We start from the raw sequence: 24,194 nt of genomic DNA on the forward strand, positions 1-24,194 counted from the left end.
CGCGAGATGATCTCCTGGTAGGCAAGCTGGATCCTGCCCCAGTTGCCAGGCACGCCTTCCTCAATACCGGTCTCGATCATCTTGACGATGTCGCGGCGGATAATGGTGATCTTTTCGCGTGCGAGCCGGACAGCGCGACGCTCGGCGCGCGTCTGCTCTGCCAGCGTCTTGAACTCCGCAGCCCGGGCAACCAGCGGCGANAGGTCAAAGCCGTAGGCCTGCTCGATTGAGCCCCCCTCCCCTTTTCGGGCAAAGCGCTTGCCGTTGGGACTGTCGCGGCGGATGATCAGGCCGCACTCGACGAGGTTGGCGAGATGCCGGCGCAGCGTTGCCGGCGACATGCCGTTGGCGCGCGCGATCAGCTGCTCGTTCGACGGCCACACCACCAGCTGGCTCGCCCCGGAAAGCTCTGCGTCGGGGTGAAACGACAGTAGCGCGTCCAGGATCGCGAGCCCCCTGTCGGTTGCTCCAATCGCGTTGCGCGCTTCCTTGATATCCCTGAAAACCTGCCACTTTTGCACGCTGGCAGTGCTGGCGACGTCCTTTGCCGCCATTTGCGCTGCCAACATGCCGAGCGACAGCGACCGCCGCCCGAACGGCGTCGTTGCCAAATGCGTCTGCATCTTTCCCTCACCTACGTTGAGGCAAAAGAAACCTGCTCGCCAAAACGACGCACCGAGCCACCAGGACTCTTGACAGCGATTCGTGGATTTGCAATTCTCGACTTGCTACAGAACGAGAGAGGCTTCCACGACGGTGACGTTTGGGGGCCTTTTTCTTTTGCTATCAGTCTCCTGCTTGAACCTTCCTGTTGTGTCTGAACGCCTCATACAGGGTGTCCAGATTACGAGTGATCCAATCGCCGAAGGCCTTCCCTTCAACGTTGGAAAATTCAACGACAATGCTCTTTGTCCTGGAAACCGATTTCGCGCTGGCGGCAGCGTCAGCGGCCGCCCAGGTCACGGTCGGGTTTTCCTTCTTCGGTCTCCTGGCAAAGGATCGCGTCTGGTAGCGCTTCATATATTCGTGCAGGACGTCGAACCGTTTCTCCGGATCAAGCGCCACGAAATCGTCTGACGCGACGTACGACCTGGCCACTTCGAGATGGGCAGGATTTAACAAGAGCTGGCGCAGGCTAAGCCACTTGTCGCGACCGATCTTCTTGCATGCCCCCAAGACCGAAACGATCTCATGTGGAACGGCTTCAATGACGCCGAGCATTTTTGACAGCATCGCATCATCGATGCCCATGGCCGACTTTACCACGTCCTTTGTCATGCCCTGCTCCAGCAGGTTCCGCGCAAAGAAGGCCCGCTCGATGAAGGAGAGATTGGAACGCGCCGAATTCTCCTGGCCCTGAGCGATCGCAGACGCAATGTCGTCCAGCTTCTTGACGACTGCGCGCACCCGACTTCCGAGTTCGCGTGCGACGCGCAACCGGCGATGACCAAACACCACGATGAACCGTCCATCGACGTCCGGATGAGGCCGAACCAGGATGGGGCTTGACTGTCCGTTGGTCGAGATCGCGGATCTCAGCTCAACGTACTCATCTTCGTCGTCTTGGAGACGGTCAGCGATCGGCGAGGCATCAACCAAGTCGGGATCAAGCTCAATGATCGCTTCCCCTTCCATAAGCCTCTTCGTGCTCTCCGCCATTTCCTCGATCGACCGTACGACCGTCTTGGCCGCGCCGGTCATTCCATGGCCGGGAGCGGGGCGTGCCTGGGCTTCAGCATTCAGTGCAGCCAGGTCGAGGGATGCGAACGGATTCTTACGTGACACTGCGGCCTCCGGTGCCGAGCTTGAATTCGGCTATTCCCTTGATCTGTTTCAATTTTCGCGAGGAATGTACGGCTGACAAAACACTCATCGCCGCCCCCATGTCTGATGAATGAGGGTGGCGATTTCGCTGTTTGAAGCGTTAAGGCTCTCTATAGCCCGTTCGTAGGTCGACCTGACGAACTCCGACTTCTCGACTTCGTAAAGTGTCTGCTTCCGGATCGACGCGTCAGAAATGGCCGTCGACTTCAGAACATGGTTCTTGAGCATGTGCTGCGCGAACAGGCTCTGCATGAAGCCGATCATCTGCGTCTGCGGAATGTCCGTCGGTTCAAACCGCGTGATCAGGTACCTGAACCACTTCACTCGGATCTCGGCGCCAGCGTCGGCAACGGAAGTCAGGATGCCCCCGAGCATCTGCAGGAACTGCGACATCGACATGATATCGAGCATCTGCGGATGGATCGTGATGAGAATGCCTGTCGACGCCATCAGCGCGGTAATGGTCAAATAGCCGAGCTGCGGCGGGCAATCGATGACAACCAGATCGTAGTCTGCATCCACCTCCTTCAGCGCATTCACGAGGCGAAGGTGAAACAACCGCCCCTCATCGCCATTCTTGCCGGCGATCGCCATGGGCACATCGTATTCATACTCCTGTAGCAAGAGGCTGGCAGGCACGACGTGCAGGTTCGGAATGTTGGTCTCGCGAATGACGTTGGAGATCGGGACGCGTTCATCGTCGAAGCGAAGAGCCTCGTACAGAGAACCAACCTCATCCAGCTCCGGCTGAATACCGAAAAGCGAGGTCAGGGACGCCTGGGGATCAAGATCGATGGCCAACACCCGATGCCCGGTTAGAGCAAGATACTGGGCGAGGTGGGCTGCCGTGGTCGTCTTCCCGGAGCCACCTTTGAAATTGACCACGGATACGACTTGAAGAGGCTCACCGTTCTTCCGCTTAGGCACGTAAATCCGACGATCCGATTTCTTATTGGCCTCGAGATGCTCCCGCAACGCGAGCATCTGCTCTGCCGTGTAGAAGCGACGGCCACCGCTGATCTCTGGGGAAGGCCCCTTCCCATCAGCATGAAGTTGACGGAGATGACTTTGAGTCACCCCCAGAAAATCGGCGACCTCGGCAACCTGGAACTTGCGAAGCCCCTTCCTCGCATCCGGCGGATATTGTTGGGTGCGCAGCATGTTCAAGGCGCTGGAAATCCTCGCGCCCTGCTGCGCAATCTCATGGTCGAACCGGGTAACGACGAGGTCGTTCATCTCGCAAATTTGCCTCTAAGCCGGACAATAACGCAAAATTTCGCGTACTGACGAAATTTGCGCAATTATCGGGGCGATTCTGGGGTTGAGTCAAGGACTTTAGGGTTAATGAAAGGTTAATCCGCGTAAGCACGAGCACGGGAAGAACTGGCACTGCCTGCCCACGTCCAAACTCCTCTAACCTGCTGACCTCTCACTACATTTTTGGACTTTTGCCGGCTGACAAGAAAATCCTGCTGGGAAAACCTGACGTGGACCTGTCGCCGTCAAGGTGCATTGCGCTGAGACAACCGTGTGACGCGCCCGGACGCTCCTCAAGAAAGTAACTGATTCTCCGCAGACTGGATGACACGAACGGAAGTCGGCCGGGCACTTCGAGCAGCTGAAAGGTGCTCATAAAATGTCAATACCGCCGTTCTCCATTCTATTCGGGACTCCATCCCCGTTCAGGTCACATGTGGTCCGCCCACTTATCCGCGCCCATGCAGAGAAGCGTCGTTCGAAGGCAATACGCTACCGATCGGCTACGGCGTCAACAGCGGCCAAATTTGTGAGAACGGGAAGGGGCTCTGCAGCATTCGCCGCTATCCCCAAATCCCATCGGCGATCTCGCGTCGGCAACCGCCTGTATAAGCTACGTTGGGACGACGATCTTCGATCGTCATACGAGAGACCTGACCGAGCAATGAGTGGATGGGAGAGGGGGAAGGAGTGTGCGGTGGTTGCGTCCCGGCTCGTCGAACGGCAACGGGATCATCCACCTCGCGCGAGAGCTTGCGGCAATTGGTGGCATCGATCTTCGCTTTCGAGGTATCGATGTCCCCCGCGACCTATGGAGCAAGCTTTTTGCCTCGCAGGCGATCGCGCAGCGCGCGGAGGGTTCACTCAGGGAAAATTAGTTCAACCGTCGGGAAGTAGGTCTGATAACGGCCAACGTCCCGGGTCAGCAGGGGAAGCTCTGCTACAGCGGCATGTGCGCCGATGAAGAAGTCGGGAAGCACACCTGTGCGCGTACCCCCGGATCTGCGGTAGCGCGTGAACACCTTTCCCGCCAGAAACAACGCCGAGCGGGGCAGGGGCCTTAGCTCCAGACCCGCAGCTTCAATGAACGCCTCGAGATCTTCCATCCGCTCATAACGGACCGAAAGTTCCGCATAGACGACGTCGTTGATGACGAGAGGTCCCCGGAGGCTCGCCTCTTCCAGTTGCGCGATCGACCAGTCCGCCCAGGTCTCGTCATTGGTGACGAGATCCAGGAGGACGTTCGTGTCGACCAGCGTCAAGCTTCGCCTCGCGTCAGAGCCATGATCGCATCCGTATCAAGGCCGTTGCCTGCGTGTCCGCGCAGCCGCTCAAAGCGCTTCGAAGATACAGACTGGTCGGCGCGCAAGATGACGACGGTGCCGTCTTCAGCTCGCTTGAACTCAACCTTGCTGCCCGGCTTGATGCCCAGAAGATCCCGAACTGCCTTGGGGATGGTAACCTGGCCCTTCGCTGTCACAGTAGTCGGCATGGATCACCTCGCATTACCTTGTAGTCAGAAGGTATTACCTGCAGGGCGGACCTTCAAGTCTTCCGCACTCGCAGCGCCACGCGGTCGCAATTGCAGCCTGCTCGACCGATGTTGTTCCTCAGGAAAGGCCGAAATAGCCGCCACGGAGGTCGTCCATTCGGCAAGATCTCGCTGCCGCTTGTCCTTTCCGGGCACGCCCTAACCAAAACAGTAGAAGGGCGAAGATCGCGACCCAAGCGCTGAACTAATGCATCAACGGCGTCCCCCTAAGATGGTAATTTAATTGTCGCCTCAACGATCCTTGGATCGCGGTATCCACAATTGCGACGGGATCAGCGATCTAGGACTAGACTTTCCTGAGCCGGTGTTGTCACATTAACTAGAACTGGACGCATTCAGGCAAGCCCAATTGCCTAACGGATCAAGTGGCAACGCCCGCCGCGTCTTTCCATTCCGCCATGGCGCTGAGGCGGTGCAGGCGCGTGGCAGGTGCAGAGCGGCCGGAGCGAGATGGAACGAAGAGATTGCGGACGGCCGAGAAGACACTGACGAACCGCTGCAGGTACCTGGGTGATCGAAAACCTTGCATAACCCGCTCTCGTCGACGGAACGGGAGATGCGAATTCTCTGCTCTGTTATTCAACCCCTTGTGCGAACGGTGTTCGACGTCTGGCATGATCTGACGCTGAGCGGCAGCATAAGAGCCGAGCTTATCGGTGATCATGCGCCGGGGTGGGCGGCCCTGCTTCCGCAACAGCCGCTTCAGCAAGCGCTTGGCAGCCTTGGTGTCTCGTCGGTCCTGGACGATCTCATCGAGGATATAGCCGTCCTGATCAACCGCCCGCCACAACCAGTGTTTCTGGCCAGAGATCGTGACCACGACCTCATCGAGATGCCAAATATCGCGACGGTTTGGTCGCTTGCGCCTGAGGCGGCGAGCGTACGCCGGTCCAAACTTCAGCGCCCATCGGCGGACCGTCTCATAAGACACGACGATGCCGCGCTCGAGCAGCATCTCCTCGACCAGCCGCAGGCTCAGAGGAAACCTGAAGTACAACCACACCGCATGGGCGATGATCTCAGGCGGAAAGCGATGGCGTTTGTAGCTGACAGGCTTGCTCATGCTGGCCCGTCTACACGGTGGCGGTCAAACTCGAGTTAATGTGACAACACCGTTCGCCGATACTGGTGGCTTCACCGACCACGTCTTTGCCGCCTGCGCCATTCTCGGCTACCGGTTCGCTCCGCGCATCCGGGATCTGCCGTCCAAACGGCTCTATGCGTTCAATCCGTCTGCCGCGCCGGCGCACTTGCGCGCCATGATCGGCGGAAAGATCAACCAGGCCATGATTGAGCGCAACTGGCCCGATATCCTGCGTATCGCCGCCACCATAGCGGCCGGAAGTGTCGCGCCCAGCCAGATCCTGCGCAAGCTCGCCTCCTATCCACGGCAGAACGAACTGGCGACAGCTCTCCGAGAAGTCGGCCGCGTCGAGCGCACGCTGTTCATGATCGACTGGATTCTGGACGCCGATTTGCAACGTCGTGCCCAGATCGGCCTCAACAAGGGCGAGGCCCATCACGCGCTGAAACGGGCCATCAGCTTCCACCGGCGCGGCGAAATACGCGATCGTTCCGCCGAAGGCCAGCATTACCGTATTGCCGGCATGAACCTGCTCGCCGCCATCATCATCTTCTGGAACACCATGAAGCTCGGCGGCGTCGTTGCCACCCAGAAGCGCGAGGGAAAGCTGCTATCGGCCGATCTCCTGGCCCATGTCTCGCCGCTCGGCTGGGAGCACATCAATCTCACCGGCGAATACCGATGGCCGAAACCTTAGCGTAGGATTCCGCCCCCTCCCGCAAACGACCCCTTATAGGGCCAATGCGATGCTCTCGAGACGGGAGCCGGCCGTCGCGCCTCAGGCGTGACGGTCGCGCACCCGTCTGAATGCGGCGACCACGGAAGGAACGTCGAGGCCGTACTGCTGGAAGAGGTAAGGCGTCGTTCCGCCCTCGGCGAAGCAGTCCTGTACGCCGATGCGGCCGAAGCGGCATCCGGCCCCGGTCTCGGCCACGACTTCCGCAACCGCGCTTCCCAGCCCGCCGATGATGGAGTGGTTTTCTGCGGTTACGACAACTGGAAAGCGCCGCACCAGCGCCGCCAGTTCCGGGGCGACAGGTTTGATGGTGGCCAGTTCGGCGACAGCGACGGAAACGCCTTCATCAGCCAGCACTTCGGCTGCCTGAAGAGCGATGTCGATCATCAGGCCGCAGGCCACGATCAATCCATCGTCGCCGTCGCGAAGCAGCGCCACGCTGTCGAGCGCCGGTTCGTCCGTGCGTGCCGAAGTGCCGCTCATTCGACGCATGCGCAGATAGACCGGCCCGTCATAGCCGAGCGCGGCCTCGACGGCGGCGGCCACCTGTCCGGGATGGGAAGGCTCGATCACCATCATGTTGGGGAGCGAGCGCATGAGTGCGATGTCATCGATGGCCTGGTGCGAAACGCCGAGATTTGTCGTCAGACCCGGAAGCATGCCGACGATCTTCACGGGCAGGCGAGGATAGGCCATCTGCATCGCAACCTGATCGTAGCAGCGCCGCGTCACGAAGACGCTGAATGAGTGTACGAACGGAATGTCGCCCGCCCGCGCCATGCCTCCCGCGACGCCGATCATGTTGGCTTCCGCGATGCCCGCCTGAAAGAAGCGGTCCGGAAACCGATCACGAAACAGGTTCGTCTCGGTCGACGTGGTGAGGTCTGCCGTCAGGCAAACGATGCGCGGATCGTGCTGCGCGGCGGCAAGCAGCGCTTCGCCATACCAGCTTCTTGGCGCGGCTGGGGTTCTAACGGTGAAGTCTCTGACTTCTAGGGCGTGGGGCTGCTGCATCGCGCTCTTCCCTGTGTCGCTCACGGCTGGAGTACGGCAAGTGCCCGGGCCGCTGCGTCGGCCGGCAGGATGAGGTTGTGAGCGAGGATGCCCTCGAACTCGGGAACGCCTTTGCCGGGCATGGTGTTTGCCACGATGCAGGTCGGTCTGTCGGCGGTCTGGCGCGCCCGGTCGAAAGCCTCCAGCAGCGCGCCGATGTCATGGCCGTCGACATCGATGACCGACCATCCGAAGCTGCGCCATTTCTCCGCCAGCGGTTCGAGTGCGGCGACCTTCGCCACGTCCCCTTCCACCTGCATGCGGTTGTAGTCGATGATGGCCGTAAGGTTGGCGATGCGATGGGTGGCAGCGAAGAGCGCGGCCTCCCAGACCTGACCTTCCTGCAACTCACCGTCGCCGAGAATGACGAAGGTGCGGCTGTCGCTCCCGCGTCTGCGGGTGGCGAGCGCGATGCCGGCTCCTACCGACAATCCCTGACCGAGCGAACCGCAGGTCGCCTCAACCGTGGTCCCGACCCGTTCGGAGGCGTTGATCTCGAAAGGGGAGCCATCCTTGCAGTATCCATCGATCGCCTCGGCCTCGACCATTCCCCGCTCGGCCAGCGCGGCGTAGAACACGGCGGTGTTGTGCGCCGTGGAGAGTATGGCCCTGTCGCGGTCCTCCCATCCGGCATCGGCGGGATCAAGCCGCAATTCGCCGAAGTAGAGCGCGCTGAAGATGTCGGCCGCGCCAAGTCCCTGCTGAACGTAGCCCTGCCCGGTCGGCGCGACCATCTCGATGACGCGGCATCGCAAACGCCTCGCAACCGTATTCAGGGCATCAAGCTCGCGTATGCGCGGAGCGGGTTGGCGAAAATCTGAGCTTTGGGTCACGAGTCTCTCGCAGAATCCGGGCTGTGCGATTTCAGCGGCTGCTGGCCGTAGGTGGTGTAACGGTCCCGCACCTGCGCCATCTCCTCGCCGTTCAGGAGGACCGGCTGCCCGGCGGAACGCGCCAGCAGATACTGACGGGCAAGCATTTCGAGCTTGGCTGCGTTTGAAACCGCCTTCTCGATCGTGCCGGCAAAGCAGATCATGCCATGATTGGCGAGGAGGCATGCGTTCCTGCCGGCCAGGGCGTCGACCGCGGCGAGAGCCAGTGCCGGCCCGCCAAAGCGTTCGTAGCGGCTGCATGGTACGTCGTCGCCGCCGAAGCTGGCGACCATATAGTGAAAAGGGGGCAGGCTCTGGCGGAGGCAGGACAGGGCCACGCAGTGATCGGGGTGCGCATGAACGACTGCCCGCGCCGCCGGAAAGGCCCGGTAGATCTCCGCATGCATCTGCCATTCGCTGGACGGGAGCCACGGCCCTTGATGATTGCCGTCAAAGTCGCAGGCCACCATCATGTCGGGGCGCATATCCGAATATGGGAAGCCGGTCGGGGTGATGAGCATGGCGTTTTCGGTGCGTATGCTGAAGTTGCCGGCCGTGCCGCCATTCAGACCCAGGCGATGGGCCTGATGACAGCCATCCACCAATGCCTGGCGCATTTCCTCTTCGGTCACGGCAAATCATCTCCCAAGTCTTCAGGCGTTCCGGGACGCCGGCAACGCGGCTACCTGTGCATTGCGATCGTCGGCCCGGACCTTCTCCTGCCAGCGATGCGATAGCTCCCATCATACCATGCAATATGATATATCATAGTTGTCGTCAAGCGTATGCGGTGTGCCGGTATCCGTGCGTTCGCCGGTTATGTCGGCGTGAAGGGACGCTTGCGGGGGTCGCACTCGAACCCCGTCTATCGGTCGCGCGGGACGCGATGATTTTTGAGTTCATATGGCCTTGTCCAAATAAGGTACATGATATATCAAACCGGTATTGATGTGCCTATCGGGATGACGAAATCATGAATCGGCTGAATTTGGACGAAAGTCTGCGAGATCGCGCACTGCGGGTTATCCCCGGCGGGATGTGGGGACATCAGGCTGTTTCGCGTCTACCCGCGGGCTATCCGCAGTACTTCTCGCGAGGGGAAGGGGCGCGCTGCTGGGACGCGAACGGCCGCAGCTATATCGACTATATGTGCGCCTGGGGTCCGATGATCCTTGGCTACAACGATCCTGATGTCGAGGCTGCGGCAGCAGCGCAACGCGCTCTCGGAGACGGATTGAACGGTCCGACGCCAAAGCTGGTGGAACTCGCGGAATTGTTTGTCGCGACGGTTCCGCATGCGGACTGGGTGCTGTTTGCGAAGAACGGCACGGATGCGACGACTGCCTGCGTGACGATCGCGCGGGCCGGCACCGGCCGGCGCAAGGTGCTCGTCGCGCACGGCGCGTATCATGGCGCGATACCGTGGTGCACGCCTTCGGTCGCAGGTGTGACCGAGGAAGACCGTGCCCACCTCGTCTTCTACGAATTCAATGATGCAGCGAGCCTCGAGGCGGCTGCCGACAGCGTGAAGGGCGACCTCGCAGCCATCATCGTCTCGGCGTTCCGGCACGATCTCGGAAAGCCGCACGAGATGCCGTCGGAGGTTTTCGCACGCACGGCCAGGCGCGTCGCCGATGCAGCCGATGCGGCGCTTATCGTCGACGATGTCCGGGCCGGCTTCCGCCTCAACCTCGGCGGCAGCTGGGAGCTGTTGGGCATACGTGCCGACCTGTCGGCCTGGAGCAAGGCGATCGCCAACGGCAGGGCGCTGGCAGCCGTGGCGGGCAACGACCGCTTCCGGGAGGCGGCGACAAAAGCCTATGTCACCGGTTCGTTCTGGACGGCAGGCGTGGCGATGGCGGCGTCGATCGCCACCATAAACAAGCTGCGCGACACGGATGGTATCGGGCGGATGGTGGCTGCGGGGCAGCGGCTGCGGGACGGCCTTCAGGCGCAGGCCGTGAAATATGGTCTTCCTCTGCGCCAGAGCGGACCTGTGCAGATGCCCGTTTTCCTCTTCGACGGGGACGAGAACCGCACCATCGGCAACCGCTTCAGCCTGGAGGCGCTGCAGCGCGGCGTTTATTTCCATCCCACGCACACGATGTTCCTCTCGGCGGCGCACACGATCGCCGACATTGAGGAGACACTGCAGGTGACGGACGAGGCGATGAGGGTAACGGCGGATGCCGTCTAGCTTGCCGCAGCGGTATGATCGCATGCGCTGATCGGACCTCGGCCCCCTGCCGGGGTCCGGTCGCGGGATCGTCCCGTCAAAGCTCGACCTGATGTCCTGATCGCCCATGCGTCGAAGGCCGGGTAGCCCGTCGCTTGCCGGCGCGGGGCGGGAGGCCGGCTGAGCGTGCGGCCTGCTCAGGCGGCCGAGGCGCTCATCGTCGCTTTCATCCTGAGGCTCTCGGCATCGATCTCGCCGGCCTCGATGCGGCCAAGCAGATTGACGAGACCCACGCCGCCTTCCTTCAGGTCGGCCTGGAGCGCGGAGCCGACGCCGGCCGGGTCACGCTTTTCCAGCGCGGCCAGGATGTTCAGATGCTGGTGATCCCCCGGATATGTCGGACGGGCAAGGGGATACTGGAAGTTGACGAGTGGGCCGTTGCGAAGCCAGATGCCCTCGATCAGAGCCAGGAGTTCCGGCATGCCGGCTTCCCGATAGATCGTGTGGTGAAAGCGCCAGTTCATCTGCAGCGCGTCCGACCAGCGTCCTTCGTCCTCGGCCTTGATAAGCGCCGCGTGCAGATGTTTCAGCTCTTCGATCGTCGAATACGATATCTTGCTGGTCGCCGCTTCGGCGGCCATGCCTTCCAGGTGCAGCCTTATCTCGCGTAGCTCCAGATACTGGGCGAGGGAGAGGTGAGCGACGGTGATCGATTTGGCGGCCTTCATCTCGAGGCCCTTTTCCGTCACCAGCTGCATGACGGCTTCACGGACCGGCGTCTCCGAGACGCCCATCGCGGCCGCGAGCTCGCGGATCTTGAAGCGATGCCCAGGCCAGAACCGCCCTTCCATCAGGGATGACCTGAGCTGCTGGTAGACACGGGACGTGAGGTTGTCACGCGATACGGCTTCGACGCTCTTCTGCATTGATCAACCGGAACCCAAGTTTTGTTGTTCTTATAACTGCTGAAAGAAGCAACGTATCATCAAAGAGATGAAACATCGCAGCTCTTGCGAGGAAAATCGTCAACGATCTCTTCCTCCCTCGTCTGCGCCGCCTTCGGTCGGCAACCCCGCGCGGCTTCTCCTCCTTTGGCCTACCGGATGCGATGCCGCAAGCCTTGCGTACTAAATATATCATATATAAGATAAGTGCCAGACGCCAGCACGAAGCAGACCGATGTCCACTATCCTCATCAGGCCGGAAACAATCGTTACGATGGACGACGCGGTCGGCGTTCTGCGCGGTCGGGGAATCCTGATCGAGGGTTGCCGCATCGCCGCGATCGGAGAGGACCTGGAATCGCGTATCGAGGCCGGCTCGTATCAGGTCATCGACGCGGAGGGGATGATCGCGATCCCCGGCCTGGTGAACGCGCATGTTCATATGTGGCAGACCGTGCTGAGGGGGCTCGGCGTGGACTGGAGCGCTGCCGAGCATCATCTCCATACCCAGACCGAGATCGTTCCGGTCTTCAGCCCGGAAGACATGCTGGCCGCGGAATTGTTCGGCGCGCTGAACCTGCTCAACGGGGGAACCACGACCGTTTACGAATGGTGCCACGGCAACCGGACGCCGGACCATAGCGACGCCGCGATCGAGGGCCTGACCCGATCGGGCATCCGGTCGGTGTTCATTCACGGCACGGTGAAGACGCTGCCCCTGCCGGGGGAGCCGCATTTCTCCCTGGTGCCGCACCCGCGAGACGAAGCGATCCGCCTTCGCAGGGCCTATGGCGATGCGGGGTCACGGCTGACGTTGGCGCTGGGAATCCTTGGCCCGGAATATTCGGGGCTGGATGTCTGCGCCGCTGATTTCAGGCTCGCCGCCGACCTCGACGTCTGGTCGAGCGCGCATGCGCACGGACGCATGCCGAAGGTCGAGGGCGGCTATCGGCGTCTGCTTGCCGAGGGCGTTCTGAAGGGAAGGCACAACGCCGTCCACATGAACTCCGCAAGCGACGACGAACTGCATGTGCTGGCGGACGCAGAATGTTCCGTAACGGCCACGGCCGAGGCCGAGATTCACCACGGGATCGCGCGGGAGCCGGTGATAAGCCGCTTTGCGCGGGCCGGCGGCACGCCGTCGATCGGTACGGACTCCGAAGTCAACACCCGTGCCGACATGCTCGAGACCATGCGCGTCTCGCTGCTCGTCCAGCGACTTTTCAACAATATCGGCCGCGCCGCTGAAGCACAGGGTGAGCGTCCGGTGATTGTCAACACGCTGACACGCCAGAGCGCCATTCCGCCCCGCGTATCCCCGACGGCGCGCGATGCGCTGTACTGGGCCACCATGGGCAATGCCAGGGCGATGGGGCTGGAAGACAGCATCGGATCGCTGACCGTCGGGAAGTTCGCGGATATCGCTCTTGTCCGGATGGGTGATCTCAACATCGCGCCGGCTCTCAGTCCCGTCGAAGCTGTCGTCTCATTCGCGACGCCGGCGAACGTCGACACCGTCATCGTGCACGGAGAGCTCGTGAAGCGAGGGGGAGTCATGATCGCGGGATCGGGCGCCGCCGCCAGCACGGACCAGTTGCGCAAACGCGCCGACGCGATCGTCCGTTCGATCGGATATCGGCCTTAGTTGCCGGGACATGGGAGGGGAGGCAGATGCTACCGAAGCTCGGAATTGTTGCCGATGATTATACGGGCGGGCTGCTTGTCGCGGGGCTTCTCGAAGCTTTCGGGATCAGCGCGCCGGTCGCGTTCGACACGCAGGCGGTGGCCGATTCCAGCACGGGGGACGTAATCATCCTGGCGACACGCACGCGGTTCCTGCCGCTGGAGGCGGCGCTGGACACGATCGCGGCGGGCGCGGACGCACTTGAGGCCGCAGGTTGCAAACGAATTGCCTACAAGGCCTGTGCGAGCTTCGACTCGACTCCGACGGGCAATATCGGCCCGGCAGCGGATCTGCTGTCGGATCGGGCGGGTGGTGCGCCGGTTCTCATGAGCGCGGGGTTTCCCGCATACGATGCGACTGTTCATCAGGGTTATCTCTTCTACCGGGGACGGCTCGTCTCGGAATCGGTCAAGCGAATGGATCCGCTGACCCCGATGAGCGATCCTGATCTCGTGCGCTTCCTGTCCCTGCAGACGCGCACGCCCGTGGCGCTGCTTCCTCACCGCTTTCTCGTGGCCGGTGAGGAGACGGCGCGGTCGCATTGGCAATCGTTGCTCGCGGCTGGGGCTCGCCATGTTCTCGCCGATAGCAGCGACGAACGCGACATAGACGTGACGGTGAAGCTGGCCGCCGAAAGCAATGCGGTTGTCGTGGCGAGTGACCCCGCGATCGTCGGCATTGCGCGTGCGCTCGTCGCGTCGCAGGCGTCCTTCGCCGGCGGTGCTGACGCTCGCAGGGCGATCGATGGCCCCGGCGCTGTTCTGGTTGGCAGTGTCGGCCCGACCGCCACGGCGCAGATAGCCAGCTTTGCCGTCGATCACCCGTTCCTGACGCTGGACCTGTTGAACCCCGGTGGAGAGGACGCGACGATCGCAGAGGCGCTTGCATGGGCAGACCCCCTTATCGGGGACCATCCATTCGGCATGTCGACGGCCGGCGCGTTCTCCGACGTCGTTTCAGCGCAACAGGCGCTCGGCCAGCTGGAAGCGGCACGAAAGGCGGAGCGGATTCTTGCAGGGGTTGCGCGCGGGCTGGTCGATCGCGGTGTAAGGCGTCTCGTGGTCTCGGGCGGGGAAACGTCCGGGGCGGTGGTGGATGCACTCGGCATCAGGCGCGTCAGGGCGCTTCCTGAAACCCCGCTGGGCGCCGGCTTCTGCCGCGTCGAGGCACCCACGCCCATGATGCTGTTCCTCAAATCCGGAAAGCTGGGTTCGGAAGACGTCTTTGCGCGGGCGCTCAGCCTCATGCCTGAACTGTAGTCTGTAAGATGGGAGGAATTACGTGACCGAGATTACCGGTGAACCGCGCTGCTCTGGATGTTCACGCACCCGGTTCGACACGTTCGCGGAAGCGTCATCATCAACAGGCAGTTCGATGCGATGGACGTCGATGCAGCGATCTGCCCCATTCACGTGCTCCCGGAGCATCTGGAATTCATGATGGAGGCGGCGCGCAAGACGGGAAATCTCGCCGGACTCGGGTTGACCAAGCCGCACAAGATCACCGGTCACGCACTGATGGACCATCTGACCGATGCCGCGCGATTGCAGGGAGCGGTCAATTTCGTGCGCCGCAACCCCGACGGCACGCTTACGGGCCACAATCTCGACGGCGAAGGCTTCGTCGCTGGCCTGTCGGCCAATGGCGTGTCCGCAGCGGGGCGCAACGTTCTGGTGATCGGCACCGGCGGGGTGGGACGTCCCATCGCCTTCTCGCTGGCGGAGGCGGGCGTGGCGTCCCTCGCCCTTGCAAACCGCACCAGATCATCCGCGGAAGCGCTCGCCGACGACATCTCGCGTCACTATGCGCCCGTGCGGACCGCCGTGTTCGATTTTGCGGACGAGGCTGCGCTCGAAGGGGTGGACCTCGTGGTGAATGCGACCTCGGTCGGCATGACGGACCCGGATGCCCAGCCCATTTCGCTTGAACTGCTTTCGCCGGAAGCGGTGGTTGCCGACGTTATCATCAATCCGCGCATGACGACGCTGCTGTTGACATAATCCACCAATGGTGCACGATATATCATACTTCTATAAAATGGAGACTGCGGATGATTACCAGAACCGGGCCGATGTCCATCGGACACAAAGCGGTGGAGCACGAGGGCGTCGTCTATGTCGGCGGGCTGATCGCCAGCGACCTGAGCAAGGACATGAAGGGTCAGACCGCCGAAATAGCAGAGAAAATCGACGCCGTGCTCGCAGAGCATGGCACCGACAAGACGCGGCTTCTCTCCGCGACGATCTTCGTGACGGATCTGAACCAGCGCCCTTCGATGAACGAGGCATGGACCGAGTGGCTTCCCGCCGAGACCCGTCCTGCTCGTGCGACGATCGGCGTCAACGATCTCGGTGCGGGTGTTCTGATCGAAGTGACGGCCGTCGCCGCGAAGTAGGTTCCGTTCACTTCCTTCGGCGGAGACGGGTTTCAAACGCCCAGAAAACCAACAAGCCGCGTTTGAGCCTATCTGTGCAGGAAGTGATCTCCAGCGATTTCAAGTCGGTAGGGGGACGCACCGGATCGCAAGCGTCTCGGAATGGAGGTTCGTTATGAAGCGCATGAAAGGTAATACAATTGCCCTGATGGTTGCGTCGGCACTCGCCGCCTCGGTGGCCCCCGGGACTGCTTCCGCAGCGGGTGAAGTGGTGTTCGGCTGCTGGGGCGGTGCATCGCAGGCCCGCTTCCAGGAGCGCATGCTGCCGCCGTTCGAGAAGGAACACAACGTCACCGTCCGGTATGTTCCCGGGGTGTCGACCTACTTTACCTCGCAGATGCAGGCGCAGCGCAACGCGCCGGAGCTGGACGTCGTGTGTCAGGACGACGGTCCGCAGTCGGTGGCCCGCGAGCTTGGCCTTCTTGCTCCCATGGACGAGACCCTCGTGCCGAACCTGAGCAATGTCGTTGCGGCGGCGCGCGGCGCTGAAAATGTCGGCGTAGGTTACGGATTGATCGCGATGGGCATCGTCTACGATCCCGAGGCGCTCGAGAAGGCGGGCGTGGAGCCGCCGAAATCATGGAACGATCTCGCCGATCCCCGTTTCAAGGGGCGGATCGTCATGTCATCCATCGATGCGACTCCGGGGCTGTTCACGCTCATAATGCTGTCGAAGGCCAACGGTGGCGATGAGAACAATGTGGATCCCGGATTCGAGAAGATGAAGGAGGTATCCGCCAACGTCATCGAGTTCACCAAGGGCGCCGATTTCAGCCAGTACTTCCAGCAGGGCGAGGCCTGGGTGACGGTCTGGACGAATTCGGAGATGGCGCGCTTCGTGGCGTCTTCCGGGCTCAAGCTCAACTTCGTCTACCCGGAAGAAGGGGCCCCGATCGTGATGCCGATGCTCAGTCTGGTCAACAACGGACCGAACCGGGACATGGCGCTCAAGCTCATCGACTACCTGATGAGCGACGAGATGCAGTCCTTCTTCGCCCGGGAGTCCCGGATCGGACCGGTGAATCAGAACGTCGTTCTTCCGGCCGATATCGCGGAAGGTCTCACCTACGGTGAGGAAGCGGTGAGCAAGCTGGACAAGCCGGACTGGTCTGTCATCAATGCGAACCGTCCCGCCTGGACCGAACGCTGGAATCGCGAGATCGAACGCTAGGTCGCCTGACGACTGCGGCGGGCCGGGTTCGAACCGGACCAGTGCCCGCCGCAGGCAGCGTTTCATGAAGCTGGCCCGACAGGGCTCGCGTTTTCGCAGCTCGTGGATAACCTGCTCCTTCCAAGGTGTGGAGCATGTCGCAGGGCTGCCTTGTCCGGCCCTGTTTCCGCGCCAGCTCAACCGACCCCGGCGAAACCAAGAGCTTTCTCATGGAATATCTGAACGTCAACGGCCTGGAACATTTCTACGCGACACAGCGCGTGCTGGAGAATGTGTCCTTCTCCATCAATGAGGGCGAGCGTCTGTGTCTTCTCGGCCCGTCGGGCTGCGGAAAGACGACGACGCTTCAGGTTCTCGCGGGCTTCGTGAAACCGGACCGCGGGAACGTCGAAATCAAAGGCCAACGCGTGGACGGGATGCCCCCCGAGAAGCGCAATATCGGCATCATGTTTCAGAATTATGCGCTGTTCCCGCATATGTCCGTGTTCGACAACGTTGCCTTCGGCTTGCGGATGCGCGGCGTCGCAAAGGCGGAGATCAGCGCCCGGGTGATGGAAGCGCTCACTCTCGTACGGCTTCCGCATGCGGCTTCCAAACGCCCGTCGCAGCTTTCAGGCGGCGAGCAGCAGCGCATCGCATTTGCGCGCGCCGTGGTGATACGGCCCAGCCTCCTGCTTCTGGATGAACCCTTCAGCAATCTCGACGCCAGACTGCGTCTTGAGATGCGGACCGAGCTTCTGGACCTGCTGCGCACGCTCAGTGTGGCGACGGTCATGGTAACGCACGATCAGGAAGAAGCGATGGCGATCGCCGACCGCATTGCGGTCATGTATCGTGGCCGCATCGAGCAGATCGACACGCCCGACCAGATCTACCGCAACCCGGCAAGCCTGTTCGTCGGCCGCTTCATCGGTGAATCGAACGTGTTGCCGGCGACAGCGCTTCCCGACGGCAGGTTCCAGGTGGACGGTGTCGGCGCGATCACGGCGCGCGACACGAGGCCGTCGCGCAACGCCACGGCGGTTCAGCTGATGATCCGTCCCGAGCACATCGAACTTGTCGACGCCGCACCCGGTGGCGAAGAGTGGAACTCCGTCGAAGGTGTGGTGGAGCGCCAGCTCTTTCTGGGTCACCGCACCGAGTGGATTGTTTCAGTCGGCGGCCTGAAGCTGACGGTCTGGCAGAGCAACGCCCACGTCAGGCGGCAGGTGGGGGAGAAGGTGACGCTGCGCTGGCGGTCCGCGGACAGCATCATTGTCGGCGCGGAGCATGCCAATGCATAAGAACGCGCTCACGACGCGCGGATGGCTTCTGTTGCTCGTCCTGCCTGTCATCGCGCTGGGCCTTCTCTACGTGCTGCCGGTGTTCAACCTGGTCAGGATCAGCTTCGCCCAGTACGATCCGAAGCTCGGCGTCATTCCGGATTACCAGATCAGCAACTACGTTGCCCTGTTCGTCGACGTGTTCTACTTCGAGGTGCTCTGGCGCACCATCAGGGTCAGCCTTCTGGTGACGCTCTTCTGTGCGGTGCTCGGATATCCGATCGCCGTCTACCTGATCCGGTCAAGCGGATGGCGGCAGACGGGCATCTTCATCGTTCTGCTGATGCCGCTCGTCACCAGCGTGACCGTGATGTCCTACGGCTGGCTCATCCTTCTGGGACGCAACGGCGTCATCAATACGATCGCAAGCGGCCTTGGCCTTATCGATGTGCCGCGGCAGTTCATGTACAACGAGACGGCGATCGTCGTGGGCCTGGTCCATGTGCTCGTCGTGTTCATGGTGATCTCGATCGCCGCCTCGCTCCAGAGCGTCGACCAGACATGGGTCCGCGCAGCCCGCAGTCTGGGAGCAACGCCCGGTGTCGCATTTCGTGCAATCACGCTTCCGTTGAGCCTTCCGGGGCTTCGTACCGGCGCGCTGCTCGTCTTCGTCCTGAGCATGAGCGCGTATGCGACGCCAACGCTGCTGGGAGGAACGCGTTTCAAGTTCCTTTCCTACCTCGTCTACCAGCAGGCGATCAGCCTCTACAACTGGCCTCGCGGCGCTGCGATGGCCGTCATGCTCCTGATAGCGACAACGGCGCTGCTCGCGTTGGTGAGCATCTACAGCCAGATCAGAACGATCCGGGCGAATCGACGCCTGCGCGAGGCGCAGGCGGACGGACCCGCGCAGGTGGGAGCGGTATAGCGATGATGCTTCGTGCGTATGTCATACTCTTCGTGTGCTTTCTCCTCGCGCCCATCGTGGCGATCAGCGCGGGATCTTTCACCGAAACGTCCTACGTCGTCTTTCCGCCGCAGGGGTTCACGCTGAAATGGTACTTCGCGGCGCTGGGGCAGCGTCCGCTGATCGAGGCGCTTGGCTTCAGTCTCGCCATCGGCGCGATCAGCGCAAGCGTCGCGACGCTCATTGCGCTGCCGCTTGGCCTCGCGATCACGCGGTACAGAAGCCGGCTCAACATTGCGCTCTACATGCTGGCGATGACGCCAGCCATGTTGCCCGCCGTGTTCCTCGGCCTGGCCTTCCTCATCGGCTATTCGTGGGTCGGCATGGGTGGAAGCAGCTGGCCGCTCGTTGCGGGCCATGTCGTGATGACCGTGCCTTTCGCCCTGTCGCTCATTCTTGTCGGCCTGCAATCCGTCGACGGGACACTCGAGCTGGCCGCGCGCAGTCTCGGGGCTTCGGCATTGAAGACATTCCTTGTCGTCACCCTGCCGCTGATTTCCTGGAGCCTTGCGGCCGGATGGGGGTTCGCATTCCTGATTTCGTTCGGGGCGCTGGAGGTTTCCCTCTTTCTCTCGACGTCCACCACCGTCACGCTTCCGGTTCAAATCTACACGACGCTGGACTGGTCGCCGCTGGACCCCACTCTGACGGCAATCTCTTCGGGTGTCGTCATCATCACGCTCGCGGTTCTCGTCATCACGGCGCGAACGGTGCGAATGGATCGCTTCCTCAAGCGAGGGCAACGTTGAATGTCTAGTCCATCACCCTCCCAGCGCCAGACGATTGCGGTTATAGGAGCCGGCATCGTCGGTATCTGTTGTGCCGCCTATCTCATACGGGAAGGCCACCACGTCATACTCTACGACAGACGCGGCCCCGGGGAGATGACATCGTTCGGCAACCTCGGCGGCATCCAGAGTCTCGCCGCTACGCCCCTCAGCCTGCCGGGCATGCTGAAGGACGTTCCAGGCTGGATACTGGATCAGGATGGTCCGCTGGTGATCCGGCCAGGCCACCTGCCGAAAGCGGCGCGCTGGCTGTGGAAGTTCTGGCGTGAATCGCGGCTTGAGCGCGTATGGCACAATGCAAGGGCGCTCAACGCGCTGAACAGCCATTCCGTCGCTTCCCATCTGGAACTGGCCGAGTGGGCGCAGGCGTCCGACCTGATCCAGGTTCCGGGGCAGCTTTATGTGTGGACCTCCCGCAGAAACTACGAGAGCGCCAAACTGGCGCGCGAGATCTGGAACGCGTCGGGACACGAGAACATCGAAATCAACGCCGGCGAGATCGGCGAGCTCGAACCCGCGCTGGGAACGCGCTTCGAGGTCGGCCTGAACATTCCCGGCAACGGATACTGCCGCAATCCGTACCGGTTGTGCGTGGCGCTGGCCGAGAAGGCTATCGCGGAGGGCGTGGAGTTCCGGCGCGAGGAAATCAACGGGATCACGGTGCACGAGGGGCAGATCCAGTCTGTGCAGACCGACCGTGGCGTGCAGCCCGTCGATGGTGTGGTGATGGCGGCGGGCATGTGGTCGAAGCCGCTGCTTGCCTCGATCGGCTATCATGTGCCGCTCGAAAGTCACCGCGGCTATCATGTCACGATCCCGAGCGCGAAGACGTCGCTGACGCGCATGGTGATGGTGATCGACAGGAAGGTGGCGATCACCCCGATGGAAACCGGCCTGCGGATCGGCGGCACGATCGAACTGGCGGGAATGGATGCGCTGCCCGATTATCGACGCGCGCGCAGCTTTCTCAAGATCGGAGCTGAACTGCTGCCCGGCCTCGACACCAGTGAGGCAACCGAATGGATGGGACACCGGCCGCAATTGCCGGACACCCTGCCGGTGATCGGGAAGGCGGACAGGATACCGAACCTGTTCATGGCATTCGGCCACGGGCAGATGGGTCTCCTCGGTTCGGCGCCGACGGGGCGGCTTATCGCGGATCTCGTGGGCGGTCGCCAGCCGTTTGTGGATCTCGCGCCGTTCCGTATCGAGCGGTTCTCATGATGGCTGTCAACTAGCAGGGCGGAGCAGATGTTCACCTCGATCGCAGACCGGAATTCCAAGCCGGTGGAGTTCACGCTGTTCGGCCGTGTCGTGCGTGTTCCTCCGGGAATTTCGGTAGCCGCGGCGATGCTTGCGAACGGTGAAGCCGCCGGCCGTGTCTCGGCTTCGGGTTCGCCGCGCGGGCCATACTGCCTCATGGGCGCGTGCTTCGAATGCAGCGTAATCATCGACGGACGCGCGCGGGTGCGCGCCTGCATGACCGAGGTTCGCGATGGCCTCAACGTGGAGCGCTCGCAGCATGTCGATGACTGAGAACGCGGCCGAGGACGTCGACCTGCTGATAATCGGCGCGGGACCGGCCGGGATGGCGGCCGCGATAGAGGCCTGCGAGCTTGGCATCGACACGCTGGTCGTGGATGAAAAGTTCCATCCGGGAGGGCAGATCTATGCGGGCCTGGCCGGCGGGGCGGCTTTCGACAGGTCTGTGCTCGGTCGAGACTATCTGATTGGGAAAAACCTGATCGACCGGTTTCAGGCGTGCGGCGCACGCACCCGATACGGCGCGTTCGTATGGGACATGACGCCCGACAACACCGCCTACATTTCGACAGACGGCACCAGTCGCATGATCCGCGCCCATCACGCGATCGTGGCTACGGGCGCGCTTGAGCGACCGTTTGCGTTCGAGGGCTGGACGTTGCCCGGCGTCATCACGGCGGGTGGCGCGCAACTGCTGCTCAAGACGTCGGCCGTGGTGCCGCAGGAGCCTGTCGTGCTTGCGGGGTCGGGGCCGCTTCTGCTGCTGCTTGCCACTCAATATATCGCCTGCGGGGTTTCCGTCGCTGCGATTCTCGACACCACTCCGGCCGGAAACCGGCTTGGCGCGTTGCGGCACTTCGCGCGCTTCATTCCCACTGCGCTCGCAGCCAAGGGGCTGGCGATGCTGTGGAAGCTGCGCGCGGGCGGCGTGCCCATCCTGAGCGGCGTTGAAGACATAGCCGCCCTCGGCAGCGCTCGCGTCGAGGCGGTGCGGTATCGGCGCGGCGGCGAGGAATACAGGCTGCCGGCCTCCTGCCTCATCGTCCATCAGGGTATCGAGTCGGAAACGCGGCTGCTGCGCGCCGTCAATGTCGAGCACCGGTGGGATAATGTGAGCAGAAGCTGGCTTCCTGTCTGCGACGATTTCGGGCGCACGGCGATCCCGGGAGTGTCGGTGGCCGGTGATGGACGCGCCGTTCTCGGCGCGCAGGCCGCGCCGCTGAGCGGCCGTCTCGCGGCGATCGACGCCGCCCGTGCGCTCGGGCGAATTGATGTCGAAACGCGCGATCGTCTCACGCGCCCTGTCCGGGCGCAGCTCGGGAAAGCGTCCCGCGGGCGCGGCTTCGTCGATACCCTCTTCGCTCCGTCACCGACGAGTTGCGACCGCCTGCCCGGCGAGGCGCTCGCCTGCCGGTGCGAGGAAGTGACGGCAAAGCGCGTCCGTGAAGAGGCGACCCGATCGGCGGCCAACATCAATTCCGTGAAATCGAGGCTTCGTTGCGGGATGGGCCCCTGTCAGGGGCGCTATTGCGAGACGACGGTGAGGGAGCTGCTTCTCAGGCATTCCGGAAGCACGGCGGCGGAGATCGGTCTTCTGCGAATACGCCCGCCGATCAAACCCGTCGGGATCGAGGAGATCATTGCGCTCGGTGTGACGGAGTTGCCGCCGGAGGCACGGATTCCCGGAGTTCTCCCGCGATGAGGACATCATACGACGCGATCGTCATCGGAGCGGGCATCCACGGCTGTTCCGTGGCGATGCAGTTGTCGATGAGAAAGCTGCGTGTACTCGTGATCGAGAAAACGTACCCCGGACGGCACGCATCAGGGGTCAACGCCGGCAGCGTACACCACATTCCAAGACTGACGCCCGAATTGCCGCTGGCCGAGCTGACATTGCGGATGTGGCACGACATCGGCGAACTCGTCGATGGCGAGGATTGCGGCTATCGACAGGTCGGGCATCTGAGAATCGCCGAAACCGAAGACGACGTTGCGCCGATGAACGGCACGGCCGAAGGCGTGGCGCGCCACTGCAACATCGAGGAGATTCATCTCGACCGCGAAGCGCTCTTCGACAGGGAGCCTGGACTTTCTCGCAATGTCGCAGCCGGAATCTTCTCCCCCGAATGCGGCTATGCCCAGCCTGCGCGTGCGGTGCACGCGTTTCGGGCCAAGGCGGAACGCCTCGGTGCAGTCTTCCTGAACGAGACTTGCGTCGTCGGACTTCGCCGCAGTGGGCCTGACTGGCTGGTCGACACGTCAGCAGGCCCGTTCGATGCGCCAATGGTGGTGAATTGCGCCGGCGCATGGGGATCGGAGGTCGCCTCCTGGGTCGGCGACCACGTGACGCTTCGCACGGTCGCGCTGATGATGAGCGTCCTTGCGCCCATGAAGCCGGTGATGGAGACCGTGATCGGGCTGACGCGCCGTCTTCTGTCGATCAAGCAGTTCGAGAACGGAACCGTCGTCATCGGCGGCGGCTATCGCGGCACTCCGGATCTGGTTACCGGACGCACGATGCTCGACTATACGAGGCTGGGCTACAATCTTCGGGCGGCAACGGAAGTGTTCCCGGCCCTTGCGCACGGGCGCGTCGTGCGATGCTGGAGCGGCATCGAGGGCATCTCGCCCGATGCCCTGCCCATTATCGGACCAAGCGCCAGCGAGGACGGCATCTGGCACTCGTTCGCCTACTCGACGCACGGTTTCTATCTCGGACCCGCGGCGGGCAGGGTGCTGGCCGAAGCGATGACCGGCGAGCGGCCTGCCGTTTCACTGGAGCCGTTTCACATAGGTCGTTTCAATGGTTGTGTCGCAAACTTGGAGAGGAGACGCGAAAGGGCCAGTCGCTCGGTAGGGCGTTCAGGCGGCGAGCAACTCAAACTGCTCGGCCAGTGATGGCTGCGGATTGCGGGCATACTTCCCCTGCTGTTTGCGCATCATGTGAACCATCTCGATCCCGCCCAGGATCACGCGAGCGCTCTTCGTTGACTTGAAACCAAGCATCGGACGAATGCGCCGCTTGATCGCCCGATGATCCTGCTCGATGCGATTGTTGAGGTAGGCGCTTTGGCGGATGCGAATGGGTTTCAGACCGCGTCGTGATCTGTTCTGGAGCCGGTCT

General features: G+C 62.2%; 24 protein-coding genes and 1 pseudogene. 14 read left to right on the forward strand and 11 right to left on the reverse strand.

All coding sequences use genetic code 11. The annotated features are described in order from the left end of the window. From repC to L630_RS0118375, 6 genes are all read right to left on the reverse strand, one after another. The coding region (repC, locus tag L630_RS0118350; protein WP_024849668.1) for a plasmid replication protein RepC at nucleotides 1–623 on the reverse strand (623 nt) is incomplete at its 3' end. Between the two features lie 163 nt (nucleotides 624–786). Then, nucleotides 787–1,785 carry a plasmid partitioning protein RepB gene (repB, locus tag L630_RS0118355; RefSeq protein WP_024849669.1) on the reverse strand — a complete coding sequence of 333 codons (999 nt, stop codon included), beginning with the start codon at nucleotides 1,783–1,785 and terminating at the stop codon, nucleotides 787–789. A gap of 84 nt (nucleotides 1,786–1,869) precedes the next feature. After that, a complete protein-coding gene (gene repA, locus L630_RS0118360; RefSeq protein WP_024849670.1) occupies nucleotides 1,870–3,060 on the reverse strand; it encodes a plasmid partitioning protein RepA in 1,191 nt (396 codons plus the stop codon). Nucleotides 3,061–3,941: 881 nt separating this feature from the next. After that, on the reverse strand, nucleotides 3,942–4,343 hold the full coding sequence (locus L630_RS0118365; RefSeq protein ID WP_024849671.1) for a type II toxin-antitoxin system VapC family toxin: 402 nt from the start codon (nucleotides 4,341–4,343) through the stop codon (nucleotides 3,942–3,944). Beyond that, the gene (locus tag L630_RS0118370) at nucleotides 4,340–4,573 is read right to left on the reverse strand and encodes an AbrB/MazE/SpoVT family DNA-binding domain-containing protein (RefSeq protein ID WP_024849672.1); all 234 of its coding nucleotides are present in this window, start codon (nucleotides 4,571–4,573) and stop codon (nucleotides 4,340–4,342) included. Before L630_RS0118370 ends, L630_RS0118365 begins: the two co-directional genes overlap by 4 nt. A gap of 421 nt (nucleotides 4,574–4,994) precedes the next feature. Next, nucleotides 4,995–5,696, reverse strand: a complete 702-nt coding sequence (locus tag L630_RS0118375; RefSeq protein WP_024849673.1) for an IS6 family transposase — start codon at nucleotides 5,694–5,696, stop codon at nucleotides 4,995–4,997. Between the two features lie 52 nt (nucleotides 5,697–5,748). Between L630_RS0118375 and L630_RS0118380 the strand changes: the two are divergent. Continuing rightward, a pseudogene (locus L630_RS0118380) lies at nucleotides 5,749–6,414 on the forward strand (Tn3 family transposase); the annotation flags it as partial. Nucleotides 6,415–6,495: 81 nt separating this feature from the next. On the opposite strand, the gene L630_RS0118385 reads toward L630_RS0118380, so the two are convergent. From L630_RS0118385 to L630_RS0118395, 3 genes are all read right to left on the reverse strand, one after another. Then, nucleotides 6,496–7,467: a transketolase C-terminal domain-containing protein gene (locus tag L630_RS0118385; protein ID WP_024849675.1), complete on the reverse strand. Its 972-nt coding sequence runs from the start codon at nucleotides 7,465–7,467 to the stop codon at nucleotides 6,496–6,498. A 20-nt stretch (nucleotides 7,468–7,487) separates the two neighbouring features. Continuing rightward, the gene (locus L630_RS0118390) at nucleotides 7,488–8,261 is read right to left on the reverse strand and encodes a transketolase (protein WP_051473350.1); all 774 of its coding nucleotides are present in this window, start codon (nucleotides 8,259–8,261) and stop codon (nucleotides 7,488–7,490) included. 74 nt (nucleotides 8,262–8,335) lie between these two features. Further along, the gene (locus L630_RS0118395) at nucleotides 8,336–9,010 is read right to left on the reverse strand and encodes a class II aldolase/adducin family protein (protein ID WP_024849677.1); all 675 of its coding nucleotides are present in this window, start codon (nucleotides 9,008–9,010) and stop codon (nucleotides 8,336–8,338) included. A 341-nt stretch (nucleotides 9,011–9,351) separates the two neighbouring features. Between L630_RS0118395 and L630_RS0118400 the strand changes: the two genes are divergently transcribed. Beyond that, nucleotides 9,352–10,575: an aminotransferase class III-fold pyridoxal phosphate-dependent enzyme gene (locus L630_RS0118400; RefSeq protein WP_034330859.1), complete on the forward strand. Its 1,224-nt coding sequence runs from the start codon at nucleotides 9,352–9,354 to the stop codon at nucleotides 10,573–10,575. 176 nt (nucleotides 10,576–10,751) lie between these two features. Here the strand turns inward: L630_RS0118400 and L630_RS0118405 are convergent, their stop codons facing one another. Then, nucleotides 10,752–11,480, reverse strand: coding sequence for a GntR family transcriptional regulator (locus L630_RS0118405; RefSeq protein ID WP_024849679.1), 729 nt, complete (start codon nucleotides 11,478–11,480; stop codon nucleotides 10,752–10,754). A gap of 253 nt (nucleotides 11,481–11,733) precedes the next feature. Here L630_RS0118405 and L630_RS0118410 point away from each other — a divergent pair, with 253 nt between their 5' ends. From L630_RS0118410 to L630_RS0118465, 12 genes are all read left to right on the forward strand, one after another. After that, a complete protein-coding gene (locus tag L630_RS0118410; protein WP_024849680.1) occupies nucleotides 11,734–13,143 on the forward strand; it encodes an amidohydrolase family protein in 1,410 nt (469 codons plus the stop codon). A 26-nt stretch (nucleotides 13,144–13,169) separates the two neighbouring features. Further along, on the forward strand, nucleotides 13,170–14,441 hold the full coding sequence (locus L630_RS0118415) for a four-carbon acid sugar kinase family protein (RefSeq protein ID WP_024849681.1): 1,272 nt from the start codon (nucleotides 13,170–13,172) through the stop codon (nucleotides 14,439–14,441). A gap of 57 nt (nucleotides 14,442–14,498) precedes the next feature. After that, nucleotides 14,499–15,182, forward strand: coding sequence for a saccharopine dehydrogenase NADP-binding domain-containing protein (locus tag L630_RS0118420; protein ID WP_024849682.1), 684 nt, complete (start codon nucleotides 14,499–14,501; stop codon nucleotides 15,180–15,182). A 50-nt stretch (nucleotides 15,183–15,232) separates the two neighbouring features. Then, complete coding sequence (locus L630_RS0118425) at nucleotides 15,233–15,577, forward strand: RidA family protein (protein WP_024849683.1); 345 nt, start codon at nucleotides 15,233–15,235, stop codon at nucleotides 15,575–15,577. 154 nt (nucleotides 15,578–15,731) lie between these two features. Beyond that, nucleotides 15,732–16,787, forward strand: a complete 1,056-nt coding sequence (locus tag L630_RS21785; protein ID WP_034330861.1) for an ABC transporter substrate-binding protein — start codon at nucleotides 15,732–15,734, stop codon at nucleotides 16,785–16,787. Nucleotides 16,788–16,921: 134 nt separating this feature from the next. Continuing rightward, entirely contained in the window at nucleotides 16,922–18,070 is a 1,149-nt protein-coding gene (locus L630_RS0118435) for an ABC transporter ATP-binding protein (protein WP_051473352.1), read from the forward strand. After that, a complete protein-coding gene (locus L630_RS23230; RefSeq protein ID WP_024849685.1) occupies nucleotides 18,063–18,977 on the forward strand; it encodes an ABC transporter permease in 915 nt (304 codons plus the stop codon). Before L630_RS0118435 ends, L630_RS23230 begins: the two co-directional genes overlap by 8 nt. Before the next feature lie 2 nt (nucleotides 18,978–18,979). Then, nucleotides 18,980–19,765 (forward strand): ABC transporter permease, encoded by a 786-nt coding sequence (locus L630_RS23235; protein ID WP_024849686.1) that lies wholly within the window; start codon nucleotides 18,980–18,982, stop codon nucleotides 19,763–19,765. Next, complete coding sequence (locus L630_RS0118450; RefSeq protein WP_024849687.1) at nucleotides 19,766–21,028, forward strand: FAD-dependent oxidoreductase; 1,263 nt, start codon at nucleotides 19,766–19,768, stop codon at nucleotides 21,026–21,028. A gap of 27 nt (nucleotides 21,029–21,055) precedes the next feature. Beyond that, entirely contained in the window at nucleotides 21,056–21,340 is a 285-nt protein-coding gene (locus L630_RS0118455; RefSeq protein WP_024849688.1) for a (2Fe-2S)-binding protein, read from the forward strand. Beyond that, nucleotides 21,327–22,769, forward strand: a complete 1,443-nt coding sequence (locus tag L630_RS0118460; RefSeq protein WP_186445290.1) for an NAD(P)/FAD-dependent oxidoreductase — start codon at nucleotides 21,327–21,329, stop codon at nucleotides 22,767–22,769. Before L630_RS0118455 ends, L630_RS0118460 begins: the two co-directional genes overlap by 14 nt. After that, nucleotides 22,766–23,968 (forward strand): FAD-binding oxidoreductase, encoded by a 1,203-nt coding sequence (locus L630_RS0118465; protein WP_024849690.1) that lies wholly within the window; start codon nucleotides 22,766–22,768, stop codon nucleotides 23,966–23,968. Before L630_RS0118460 ends, L630_RS0118465 begins: the two co-directional genes overlap by 4 nt. On the opposite strand, the gene L630_RS0118470 is transcribed toward L630_RS0118465, so the two are convergent. Beyond that, nucleotides 23,933–24,194, reverse strand: a 262-nt coding sequence (locus L630_RS0118470) for a DDE-type integrase/transposase/recombinase (RefSeq protein WP_024849691.1), incomplete at its 5' end; no start/stop codon positions are given. The genes L630_RS0118465 and L630_RS0118470 overlap by 36 nt on opposite strands.

Origin of the sequence: Aminobacter sp. J41 (assembly GCF_000526635.1) — a bacterium.
Lineage (GTDB): Bacteria > Pseudomonadota > Alphaproteobacteria > Rhizobiales > Rhizobiaceae > Aerobium.

Bases quoted from the DNA above. Each gene is read 5' to 3' on its own strand.
- repA (WP_024849670.1), bottom strand. From the start codon at position 3,060: ATGAACGACCTCGTCGTTACCCGGTTCGACCATGAGATTGCGCAGCAG.
- L630_RS0118370 (WP_024849672.1), bottom strand. From the start codon at position 4,573: ATGCCGACTACTGTGACAGCGAAGGGCCAGGTTACCATCCCCAAGGCA.
- L630_RS0118375 (WP_024849673.1), bottom strand. From the start codon at position 5,696: ATGAGCAAGCCTGTCAGCTACAAACGCCATCGCTTTCCGCCTGAGATC.
- L630_RS0118385 (WP_024849675.1), bottom strand. From the start codon at position 7,467: ATGCAGCAGCCCCACGCCCTAGAAGTCAGAGACTTCACCGTTAGAACC.
- L630_RS0118400 (WP_034330859.1), top strand. From the start codon at position 9,352: ATGAATCGGCTGAATTTGGACGAAAGTCTGCGAGATCGCGCACTGCGG.
- L630_RS0118405 (WP_024849679.1), bottom strand. From the start codon at position 11,480: ATGCAGAAGAGCGTCGAAGCCGTATCGCGTGACAACCTCACGTCCCGT.
- L630_RS0118410 (WP_024849680.1), top strand. From the start codon at position 11,734: ATGTCCACTATCCTCATCAGGCCGGAAACAATCGTTACGATGGACGAC.
- L630_RS0118415 (WP_024849681.1), top strand. From the start codon at position 13,170: ATGCTACCGAAGCTCGGAATTGTTGCCGATGATTATACGGGCGGGCTG.
- L630_RS0118420 (WP_024849682.1), top strand. From the start codon at position 14,499: ATGTTCACGCACCCGGTTCGACACGTTCGCGGAAGCGTCATCATCAAC.
- L630_RS0118425 (WP_024849683.1), top strand. From the start codon at position 15,233: ATGATTACCAGAACCGGGCCGATGTCCATCGGACACAAAGCGGTGGAG.
- L630_RS21785 (WP_034330861.1), top strand. From the start codon at position 15,732: ATGAAGCGCATGAAAGGTAATACAATTGCCCTGATGGTTGCGTCGGCA.
- L630_RS0118435 (WP_051473352.1), top strand. From the start codon at position 16,922: ATGTCGCAGGGCTGCCTTGTCCGGCCCTGTTTCCGCGCCAGCTCAACC.
- L630_RS23230 (WP_024849685.1), top strand. From the start codon at position 18,063: ATGCATAAGAACGCGCTCACGACGCGCGGATGGCTTCTGTTGCTCGTC.
- L630_RS23235 (WP_024849686.1), top strand. From the start codon at position 18,980: ATGATGCTTCGTGCGTATGTCATACTCTTCGTGTGCTTTCTCCTCGCG.
- L630_RS0118450 (WP_024849687.1), top strand. From the start codon at position 19,766: ATGTCTAGTCCATCACCCTCCCAGCGCCAGACGATTGCGGTTATAGGA.
- L630_RS0118455 (WP_024849688.1), top strand. From the start codon at position 21,056: ATGTTCACCTCGATCGCAGACCGGAATTCCAAGCCGGTGGAGTTCACG.
- L630_RS0118460 (WP_186445290.1), top strand. From the start codon at position 21,327: ATGTCGATGACTGAGAACGCGGCCGAGGACGTCGACCTGCTGATAATC.
- L630_RS0118465 (WP_024849690.1), top strand. From the start codon at position 22,766: ATGAGGACATCATACGACGCGATCGTCATCGGAGCGGGCATCCACGGC.